General features: G+C 61.3%; 10 protein-coding genes. 6 read left to right on the top strand and 4 right to left on the bottom strand.

What is annotated here, in order from left to right; all coding sequences use genetic code 11:
• From ACFFAR_RS15275 to ACFFAR_RS15260, 4 genes are all read left to right on the top strand, one after another.
• The coding region (locus ACFFAR_RS15275) for a fumarylacetoacetate hydrolase family protein (protein WP_375508075.1) at positions 1 to 625 on the top strand (625 nt) is incomplete at its 5' end.
• Between the two features lie 74 nt (positions 626 to 699).
• A complete protein-coding gene (locus tag ACFFAR_RS15270; RefSeq protein ID WP_062168793.1) occupies positions 700 to 1881 on the top strand; it encodes an ABC transporter substrate-binding protein in 1182 nt (393 codons plus the stop codon).
• Positions 1882 to 1915: 34 nt separating this feature from the next.
• Entirely contained in the window at positions 1916 to 2743 is an 828-nt protein-coding gene (locus tag ACFFAR_RS15265; RefSeq protein ID WP_061998295.1) for an enoyl-CoA hydratase/isomerase family protein, read from the top strand.
• Between the two features lie 45 nt (positions 2744 to 2788).
• Positions 2789 to 3469 carry a PhaM family polyhydroxyalkanoate granule multifunctional regulatory protein gene (locus ACFFAR_RS15260; RefSeq protein ID WP_174362687.1) on the top strand — a complete coding sequence of 227 codons (681 nt, stop codon included), beginning with the start codon at positions 2789 to 2791 and terminating at the stop codon, positions 3467 to 3469.
• Between the two features lie 28 nt (positions 3470 to 3497).
• On the opposite strand, the gene ACFFAR_RS15255 is transcribed toward ACFFAR_RS15260, so the two are convergent.
• Genes ACFFAR_RS15255 through ACFFAR_RS15240 form a run of 4 tightly spaced genes read right to left on the bottom strand, consistent with a single transcriptional unit; the run spans position 3498 to position 7462 of the window.
• On the bottom strand, positions 3498 to 4031 hold the full coding sequence (locus ACFFAR_RS15255) for a chalcone isomerase family protein (protein WP_174362688.1): 534 nt from the start codon (positions 4029 to 4031) through the stop codon (positions 3498 to 3500).
• Positions 4032 to 4042: 11 nt separating this feature from the next.
• Positions 4043 to 5332, bottom strand: a complete 1290-nt coding sequence (locus ACFFAR_RS15250; protein ID WP_082771352.1) for a cyclopropane-fatty-acyl-phospholipid synthase family protein — start codon at positions 5330 to 5332, stop codon at positions 4043 to 4045.
• Between the two features lie 7 nt (positions 5333 to 5339).
• The gene (locus ACFFAR_RS15245; RefSeq protein ID WP_174362689.1) at positions 5340 to 6173 is read right to left on the bottom strand and encodes a DUF1365 family protein; all 834 of its coding nucleotides are present in this window, start codon (positions 6171 to 6173) and stop codon (positions 5340 to 5342) included.
• Entirely contained in the window at positions 6170 to 7462 is a 1293-nt protein-coding gene (locus ACFFAR_RS15240; protein ID WP_174362690.1) for an FAD-dependent oxidoreductase, read from the bottom strand. The genes ACFFAR_RS15245 and ACFFAR_RS15240 overlap by 4 nt, the downstream gene beginning before the upstream one ends.
• A gap of 355 nt (positions 7463 to 7817) precedes the next feature.
• Here ACFFAR_RS15240 and ACFFAR_RS15235 point away from each other — a divergent pair, with 355 nt between their 5' ends.
• Entirely contained in the window at positions 7818 to 8747 is a 930-nt protein-coding gene (locus tag ACFFAR_RS15235) for a cobalamin-dependent protein (RefSeq protein ID WP_069638339.1), read from the top strand.
• Between the two features lie 462 nt (positions 8748 to 9209).
• On the top strand, positions 9210 to 9728 hold a 519-nt coding region (locus tag ACFFAR_RS15230), incomplete at its 3' end, for a ferritin-like domain-containing protein (protein WP_375508074.1).

Genomic DNA, 9728 nt, shown 5'->3' with positions numbered 1-9728 from the left:
CGACATCGTCTGCGCCAGCGCCGATTTCGGCATCGACTTCGAAGCCGAGGTCGCCGTGATCACAACCGACGTTCCGATGACCACCACACCCGCCGAAGCGCTCAGGCACGTACGCTTGCTGATGCTCGTCAACGATGTCTCGTTGCGCAACCTGATCCCGGCTGAACTGGGCAAGGGCTTCGGTTTCTTCCAGAGCAAACCCGCGACCGCGTTCTCGCCGGTTGCCGTCACGCCCGACGAACTCGGCGATGCCTGGAGTGAAGGCCGCGTCCACAGACCGATGATCGTTCACTGGAACAACAAGAAAGTCGGCCAGCCCGATTGCGGCACGGACATGGTGTTCGACTTCGGCCAGTTGATCGCGCACGCGGCGAAGACGCGCAACGTGCGGGCGGGATCGATTGTCGGTTCGGGCACGATCTCGAACAAGGACGCAAAGCGCGGCTATGCGTGCATTGCGGAGAAGCGGTGCCTGGAAACCATCGAGCACGGCGCGCCCGCGACCGAGTTCATGAAGTTCGGCGACAGCGTCAAGATCGAAATGTTCGATGACGCCGGCAAGTCGATCTTCGGCGCGATCGATCAGTCGGTGGTTGCCCTGCACGAGCAAAACGCCATCCAGTAACGGGTTTCGCCCGATGCGCCCGGATGCTGCGCCGCCCTACACTTAGCCGCATTGTCCATAACAAGGAGATTTCAATGCATTCAGGCGGGGGATGGGGCGCGGCATTCAGGCGGCTGGCGGCAGCAAGCGCATTGATCACGGTTTCGGCGGCTGCGTGGGCGCAGACGCCGCATGTGAAGATTGGGCTGGTTTTATCGCTGACGGGACCGGCCGCGTCGCTCGGCATTCCGGCGCGCGATACCGTCGCGTTGCTGCCGAAGGAAATGGGCGGACGTCCGGTGGATTACATCGTTCTCGACGATGCATCGGACACCACGCAAGCCGTCCAGACCACGAAGAAGCTCATCTCCGAAGATCATGTGGACGCGATCATCGGGTCATCGATCACGCCGAATTCGCTTGCTATGATCGATGTCGTCGCCGATGGCAAGACACCGATGATCTCGCTCGCGTCGTCATCGAAGATCATCGAGCCCGTCGATGCCAAGCGCCACTGGGTCTTCAAGACGCCGCAAACCGATGCCATGATGGCGTCCGCCATCGCCGAACATGCCAGCAACCATGGCGTCAAGACAATGGCGTTCATCGGGCAGGCCGACGCGCTCGGCGAGACGTTCTACACGGAAGTGTCGAAGTTCGCCCAGCTTCACAAGATCACGATGGTCGCCAACGAGCGCTTCAACCGCACGGACACGAGCGTGACCGGGCAAGTGCTGAAGATCCTCGCGGCGAAGCCCGATGCCGTGGTCGTGGGCGCGGCGGGAACGCCGGCCGCACTGCCGCCAAAGACCTTGCGCGAACGCGGCTTCAAGGGCCCGATTTATCATAACCACGGCACGGGCAACCGCGATTTCCTGCGCGTATGCGGCGCCGATTGCAACGGCACGTTCCTGCCTACAAGCCCGGTGCTGGTCGCGTCGCAGTTGCCCGACGATCATCCGGCCAAACGGCTCGCGCTCGACTACATCAAACTGTATGAGACGAAGTATGGCGCGGGCACGGTATCGGCGTTCGGTTCGTATGCATGGGACGCGGGCATGTTGCTCAACCGGGCAGTGCCGATTGCGATGAAAGCGGGCGCGCCGGGCACGCCGGAATTCCGAAGCGCGCTGCGCGACGCGCTGGAAGCCACGAAGAATTTTGCGGACACGAACGGGCTGGTCAACATGACGCCGAACGATCATATCGGGCTTGACCAACGGGCGCGCGTGATCGCTGAAATCGAGAACGGCAAGTGGGTTTATCAACCGCGCTAAGAACCTCAACGCCAATCATCAAATCCGTCAAACCATGAGCGATCTTTCTCTTTACTCGCAATACACGTCGCTGGAATTGCGCCGGCACGAGCACGGCGTGCTCGAAATCATCATGAACGGCGCGGGCGCAAACAAGAGCGGACTCGCGACGGCCGATGCGAACACGCATCGCGAGCTTGCCGATATCTGGCGTGATATAGATCGTGATCCGGACACGCGCGTGGCGCTGATTCGCGGCGAAGGGAAGGGTTTCTCGGGCGGTGGCGACCTGCATCTGGTCGAACAGATGGCCTCCGATTTCGATGTCCGCGCGCGTGTCTGGCGTGAAGCGCGCGACCTTGTCTACAACGTGATCAACTGCAGCAAGCCGATCGTTTCCGCGATGCACGGCCCGGCTGTCGGCGCGGGTCTGGTGGCGGGGCTGCTCGCGGATATATCGATTGCCGCGAAAACGGCGCGCATCATCGACGGTCATACGCGGCTCGGCGTCGCCGCCGGCGATCACGCGGCGATCGTGTGGCCGTTGTTGTGCGGCATGGCGAAGGCGAAGTATTACCTGCTGTTGTGCGAACCGGTGAGCGGCGAAGAGGCGGAGCGGATCGGGCTGGTATCGCTGGCAGTGGATGAAAGCGACTTGCTGCCAAAAGCGTTCGAAGTCGCGAATCGTCTGGCTCAAGGCTCGCAAACGGCCATCCGCTGGACCAAGTATGCGTTGAACAACTGGCTGAGGTCGGCGGGTCCCGCCTTCGATACGTCCCTCGCGCTCGAATTCATGGGTTTCGCCGGGCCCGACGTGCAGGAAGGCATCAAGTCGCTGCGCGAGAAGCGCGCGCCGGATTTTCCGGGCGGCTCGCCTTTTTGATCGGCGATCATTGAATCCATTGCGCAGCACCAAGGAGCAAGTCTGATGACCGATACACCCGGCGGTACGCCGCCCTTCGGAAGTTTCCCCGGCATGTCCGGTTTTCCTCAGGGCGACATGATGGAAAAAATGTGGGACATGATGAAGATGAATCCGTTTGCGGCGGCGGTATCGTCGAGCGGATCGCCTTCGCTCTCCATGATGTCGGACATGCTTGCTCCGCTCACGAACGTCGAGGAACTCGACAAACGCATCAAGGACATGCGCGCCGTCGAGCAATGGCTCAAGCTCAACCTGAACATGCTGCAATCGGCGATTCAGGCGCTGGAAGTGCAGCGCGCGACGCTCGCGACGCTGCGAGCATTCGGCGCGTTCGCGCAGTCGTCGGTGGACAGCGCGAAGAACTCGGCTGCGGCGTCTTCGTCGGCGTCTGCCGGGGCCTGGCCTGCGCCACCTATGCGGGAAGAACAGCCCTCGCCGGAAGCGGAAGCGCCGAGCGAAGCCAGCGCGAACGACGCTTCATTCGATCCCACCGGCTGGTGGAACATGCTCCAGTCGCAGTTCAACAACCTGGCGACGCTCGCGATGGCGCAGCAACCGGCTGCATCGGATTCGGCGAATGAGGACGTCGAACCGCCGAAAGCCGCCGCGCCCAAGGCGCCGGGAAAACCCGCTGCCAAGAAAGCAACCGCAGCCAAACCGGCGGCGAAAAAAAAGCCGCTGTGAAGCGGCGTTGATTGCAAGGTAGCGCGGATTACTGCGCCGCCCCGTTCGCCAGCAACTGATTGCGCAACCCCGGCGCCGATGTCCGCGGATCGAACCAGATCGAGAAAAACGCGCGGGCGAAGTCATCGCCGGGAATCGTGCCGATGACCTTGTCGTCCGCATAAAAAGTCGTGCCGCGCTCGGGCACGAACACGCCGACAACATGGTCGCCAGGCTGTACGTCCGGAAAAATCTTTTCCAGTTCCTGCTGCCATTCCCGCGTCTGCGACTTGCTCGCGAGTTTCAGGTCGTCCATCTCTTCGCGGCCCCGTTTTGCAATAGACGCGCCTTTGAATGGCCGCGCATATTCGATGTCGAGCGCGAACGGCCGCGCCGTCAGTTCCTTGCTCGACAGACCTGTTGGGCCGACGTAAAGCCTGGCATCGTAGATATGAAAGCCGTACATGCGCAGTTCGCCCTCGCCCTGAACGCGCGCTTGCGGAATCGTTTGACGCACGAGCGGCGCGGCATCGAAGGCGAACGCCTGCAGCGGCAAGAGCAGCAGCATCAGCGCCGCAGCCATGAACCTTCGAATCAGGCGTGTTCCAGCGTGAACTGGATCACGTCGGTGTTCGAGTGCGCGAACGCGGCCTCGCAATAACATAGGTAAAAGTCCCACAAGCGGATGAAACGTTCGTCGAAGCGTTGCGCGCGGATTTCGTCGAGGCGCGCCACAAACGCATTACGCCACAGCTTGAGCGTGCGTGCATAGTCCTGGCCAAACGAGAGCTGATTGACCACTTTCAGCCCGTGGCGTTCGGCAGCCTGCATGAAGACAGCCGGTGAGGGCAGCATGCCGCCCGGAAAAATATATTGCTGGATGAAGTCGGTGCTCGTGCGGTAACGGTCGAACAGGGCGTTATCGATGGTGATGGTCTGCACGCATGCACGTCCGCCGCGCTTGAGGTTGCGCTTGATGCACTCGAAGTAGCTCGGCCAGTATTCCTCACCCACGGCTTCGAACATTTCGATGGACGCAATGGCATCGAACTGGCCGTGGGTATCGCGGTAGTCCTGCAGGCGCAAGTCCGAACGATCGCCGAGACCCGCGTCCGTCATGCGCTGCTGCGCGTACGCAAGCTGTTCGGTGGACAACGTGAGACCGGTGACGCGCGCTTTCGCTTCGCTCGCCGCGAGTTCGGCGAAACCACCCCAGCCGCAGCCAATTTCCAGTACGTTCAAATCGACGCCGTCGAGCTGCAACTCGTTCAGCAGGCGCCGGTACTTCGCGCGTTGTGCATCGGCGAGGGTCTGGTCGGGCGTGCCGTCGAAGAGCGCGCTCGAATAGGTCATCGTGCTGTCGAGCCAGAGCTTGTAGAACGCGTTGCCGAGGTCGTAATGCGCGTGAATGTTGCGCCGGCTGCCTTCCTTCGTATTCGCGTTGCGCAAATGGCGCAGGCGGTTCGTCAGCTTGCCGAACCACGAGCCGTAGATCACCGCTTCAATGGTCGTGCGATTGCGCACCATGATGTCGAGCAGTGCGGCGAGGTCGTCCGTATGCCAGTCGCCTGCGAGGTAAGTCTCAGCAAAGCCGATATCGCCGCTCTTCAACGCCGCCGCGCACACATTCCAGTTCGTCAGCACGACGCGGGCGTGCGGTGCGTTCGCGGCTGCGGGTTCATCGGCGGGCTGGCCGTAGCGGCGCGTGGTGCCGTCCGGCAGGTGTACATCAAGAACGCCGTATTGCAACTGGCCCAGCAACCTGAGCACCACGCGCGCAGCTGCCGGTTTGTACAACGCGCGGTGCGTGCGCAAGAGCGGCCGGATGAACCAGGACGCCGCGGGACTTCGAAGCGATGAAGGAGAGGAGGGCTGAGTCGACATTTGCAAGTCACCTGGTCGGCAGTTCGGCCCGCTCGTGCGAAACATTCGCGGACGGCGGAGTGGGTTTGCTCAGGAACGGCACGCGTTTGATGAACAGCTTCAGCGCCTGCCAGTGAATTTTCGCGACGACGCCAAATGTCATCAGCGGATAACCGAAGAACACACGCAGCACGTTGGCTGAGTCAAGCGCACGGGCTGTGCCCGCAATGCTGGTCAGCAGAAGAGGGCCATCGTCGTCTTCATAGTCGATGCGCGCGAGCGTGCGCATCGGCTTGCCGTGTTTCGGCGGCGCGAACATGAAGCGGAACGTGTAGCGGCCCTCGACCTTGCAGAACGGCGAGACGTGGAAGACCTTGCGCGCGGTGAGCGGTGTGCCGTTCAGAATGCCGCCGCCGGGGTCGAGCAAATAGCAATGGCGCTCGCCGAACGTGTTGTTCACTTCGCAGACGACGGCGCGCAACGATCCATCTCCACGTTCGCAAAACCAGAAGCTCACGGGATTGAACACGTAGCCGAGCACGCGCGGGAAAGCCTGGAGGTAGATCTCGCCGTCGGCATCCTGGATGCCGTTGTCATGCAGCATCGATTCGATCCACTGCAGCGCCGTTTGTCCGGGTACGCCGTGGTCACTGTCGTGAAAGCTCAGCAAACCGAAGCGGTTGTACGCGAACATGCGCGAGTCTTGCAGCGTGCCTTGGGCGAGCCGCGCAGCGCGGGCGCGCAGCGGCAGGCGCAACGTGTAGACGCCGTAGGCAAAGGCGTTGCGTGCCGGGCGCAGGCGCTTATGGCGCACGGGGCCGACGAGCAGCAGGTCAGGTGAATTGAAAACGGGCGCTTTCATGCTGCAAGCGCCGGTTCATCGCGATTCAACGCGATGGCTGTCAATCTGGCCGCCGCATCCAACCCGGATTTCAGGCCGTCCTCGTGGAAGCCGTAACCCGTCCATGCGCCGGCGAGCCAGGTGTTGCGCGCGCCTTGTATGGATGGCAGGACGCGTTGGGCCTGGACCGCCGCTTGATCGAACACGGGATGGCTGTACGCGAACTCGCGCAGCACGGTTTCGGGACGCGGCTCACGAACCGGATTCAGCGAAACGATCACCGGAGTTTTGAACGGCAACGGCTGCAGCTTGTTGATGAGGTAATGCACGCACAACTGCGGTTCGGCGCCGAGTTCGCCGGTACGGCTTTCGTAGTTCCACGCCGACCACGCGCGCTCGGCCGGCAACAGCGATGCATCCGTATGCAACACCGCGCGATTCGGCGCATAGCCGATTGCGCCGAGGGTCACGGTTTCATCGTTCGATGGGTCGGCTAATAGCGCGAGCGCCTGATCGCTGTGGCATGCGAGCACGACGTGATCGAAGTGTTCGATGCCCCGCGCGCTTTCGACTTCCACGCCAAACGCCCCGCGTTTCACCGACGTCACTGGCAGCCCGGCATGGGCATCGCCGATGGCGGGCAACATCCGCCGCACGTATTCCCGTGCGCCGCCGTTGACCGTGTGCCATTGCGGCCGGTCGTTGACTTGCAGCAGGCCGTGGTTATGACAGAAGCGGATCAGCGTGCCGATCGGAAACGCCATCATCTGCGTGGTCGAGCATGACCAGATCGCGCCGATCATCGGCAGCAGATACCAGTCGCGAAACGCAGCCGAATACTTCTCACGTTCGATAAAGCGGCTTACCGGCTCGGCGAGTTCAACGTCCTTGCCGGCGAGCGCCATGGCGGTCGTCGTGCGGTTGAAGCGCAGGATATCGGCGAGCATGCGCAGGAATGCGGGGCGCAGCAGGTTGCGGCGCTGCGTAAAGACTGTGTTCAGGTCGCTGCCGGCCCATTCCAGATGTTTATCCGTTACCGCGACGGAGAACGACATGTCGGTTGCGGTCGTCGGGACGTCGAGTTCCTGGAACAGCTTCACGAGATTCGGATAGGTGCGGTGGTTGAACACCAGGAAGCCCGTGTCCACCCCATGCGTCACGCCGTCCAGCGTTACGTCCACCGTGTTCGTATGGCCGCCGAAATACCCGTTGGCTTCAAACAGGGTGACGTCGATACCCGCCTGGGACTTTGCCAGCCGGTATGCGCACGACAACCCCGAAATCCCCGCTCCGATTACCGCAACCTTCATGACGTTGCTCCGTGTGTCTTTGTCTTGTTGTCTGTTTCCGGCGTCTTTTTGCGCCGTGAAACGTCCCGCGTCGCTCCTCGACGGTCAAGGTGATTTACGCAATATCCACTGCGCTGGATGCAAGGCCAGGCAATTAATGTCCATGCCCTGGCAACGGTTTGTCCACTACAAAACACAAAACTCGTCTATGATCAATCATGTTGCCAATCGTTGAGAATGTCCATATATATTAGGTCTAAGGCGATTTCGCTGCAGTCGTCACAATTTTTAGGTCGCAATTTTGTCCATGACAAATACATCGGAAAGTAATCTGCCCCTCAAAAATGGCAGCCTCAACGCCGGCGATGGAGAAGCCATGGCGACGCAGTTGGACGGCGTTGGCGTAGGTATCGGCATTGGTGCGATCGCGCACGAGATCGGACTGACCAAGGACACCTTGCGTGTCTGGGAGCGGCGTTACGGCTTTCCGCAACCACTGCGCTCAACGGGCGGCGAGCGGCTGTATCCGCAGGAGCAGGTGACCAAGCTGAGGCTCGTCAAGCGTTTGCTCGATGCGGGTCATCGGCCGAGCAAGGTATTGCCCCAATCCATCGCGCTGTTGCAGCAGCTCGCCGAAGATTCGGGCGTGGGGCAGGACGCGCCGGATGTGGAACTGGACAAGATGGTGGAGCTGCTGCGCTCCGGCCGATACGACGACTTTCGTTTCGAGCTGCTCAAGCGCGCCACGCGGGAGGGCCTTGCGCATTTCGTGCTGGACGTGGCGGCGCCGCTGTCGGCGCGCATCGGCAACGCATGGGCCGCCGGGACGTTGCAGGTCTATCATGAGCATCTTTTCAGCGAAGCAATGCAGGTCACGCTGCGCTCGCTCATGCGTCCATTGTCCGAAGCGTTGCGTGGCCGCGGCGCGCATCCGCGCGTGTTGCTCACGACGCTGCCCGGCGAGGGTCATGGCCTGGGCATCCTGATGGCCGAGGCCATGTTCGCGCTCGCCGGGTGCGAATGCATTGCGCTGGGCGTACAAACACCACCGCAAGACATCATCGATGCAATCCCCGCGCACGAGGTCGATGTCCTCGCGCTGTCATTCTCAGCGTCCGTTCCGGTGCAGTCCGTGGTGAACGGACTCACGGATCTGCGCCAGGCGCTGCCGGCGAAAGTCGCAATCTGGGTTGGCGGGAGCAGTCCTGCGTTGCGACGCAAGTTGCCAGACGGCATTCTCACTGTGAACGGGCTTGCGCCGATTGAAGAGGCCGTCGCCGAGTGGCGTCAGAACGCCATGCTATGATCGGCACGGCTGTTTGCCGTGTTTCTGTAGTCGCATCAAAGGACTGCTGGCGGTGTATGCGGGTTCACACCGACGCATCAGAGGGAACGGTATGCGTCTTGCGCCTGTCATAACCGGAAGGCATGCTCAGGCGGCTGTGCTGGATGCATCTGGACGGCTTTTAAGAGCATCCTAAATAGTTTCACTCGAGCTCCATACAGCTCGCGCTTCGTACTTACCTCAGGCACAGGGTTCGCTCCTCACCCACGGTAGACATTGCTTACCGCCCAATGCGGCGGAACGGCAACGGGCAAATCGTCGCAGATGGACGCGACAGGCGCTTCTTTACCGCTTTTGCATCTGGGCGCCTGATTCCCGCGTAAAATTGAAAGCTTCGCTGCTGGCGGCGCGGATGACCGCGCGGGCTAGCTACAGTTACAACAGACAGAATCGTCGCACTATGTTGCAATCCAGGGGTGGACTATGAACACGATGCTTTATCCAGAACTGTACAAATCGCTCGAATCGGTTCGTTGGGACATGGAGAAAGACATTCCCTGGGACAAGTTCGACTCGGCGCTCTTGACCGACGAACAAGCCAAGACCATCAAGATGAACGCGATCACCGAATGGTCCGCGTTGCCCGCCACGGAAATGTTCCTGCGCGACAACCACAACGACAGCGACTTCTCTGCGTTCATCAGTGTGTGGTTCTTTGAAGAGCAGAAGCATTCGCTCGTTCTCATGGAATATCTGCGCCGCTTCAAGCCGGAGATGGTGCCCACCGAAGCCGAGCTCGACGCAGTGCGCTTCGAATTCGACCCGGCGCCGCCGCTCGAAACGCTGATGCTGCATTTCTGCGGCGAGATCCGCCTCAACCACTGGTACCGCCGCGCCGCCGAATGGCACACCGAGCCGGTGATCAAGCACATCTACGAGACGCTCGCACGCGACGAGGCGCGCCACGGCGGCGCCTACCTGCGCTACATGAAGAAGGCGCTC

It is taken from the genome of uncultured Caballeronia sp., assembly GCF_964243625.1.
GTDB lineage: Bacteria > Pseudomonadota > Gammaproteobacteria > Burkholderiales > Burkholderiaceae > Caballeronia.
This window is presented reverse-complemented; position numbering and strand designations above follow the sequence as displayed.

Coding starts and splice junctions, on each gene's coding strand:
- ACFFAR_RS15245 (WP_174362689.1), bottom strand. CDS start 6,173: ATGAAAGCGCCCGTTTTCAATTCACCTGACCTGCTGCTCGTCGGCCCC.
- ACFFAR_RS15240 (WP_174362690.1), bottom strand. CDS start 7,462: ATGAAGGTTGCGGTAATCGGAGCGGGGATTTCGGGGTTGTCGTGCGCA.
- ACFFAR_RS15235 (WP_069638339.1), top strand. CDS start 7,818: ATGGCGACGCAGTTGGACGGCGTTGGCGTAGGTATCGGCATTGGTGCG.
- ACFFAR_RS15270 (WP_062168793.1), top strand. CDS start 700: ATGCATTCAGGCGGGGGATGGGGCGCGGCATTCAGGCGGCTGGCGGCA.
- ACFFAR_RS15250 (WP_082771352.1), bottom strand. CDS start 5,332: ATGTCGACTCAGCCCTCCTCTCCTTCATCGCTTCGAAGTCCCGCGGCG.
- ACFFAR_RS15255 (WP_174362688.1), bottom strand. CDS start 4,031: ATGGCTGCGGCGCTGATGCTGCTGCTCTTGCCGCTGCAGGCGTTCGCC.
- ACFFAR_RS15260 (WP_174362687.1), top strand. CDS start 2,789: ATGACCGATACACCCGGCGGTACGCCGCCCTTCGGAAGTTTCCCCGGC.
- ACFFAR_RS15265 (WP_061998295.1), top strand. CDS start 1,916: ATGAGCGATCTTTCTCTTTACTCGCAATACACGTCGCTGGAATTGCGC.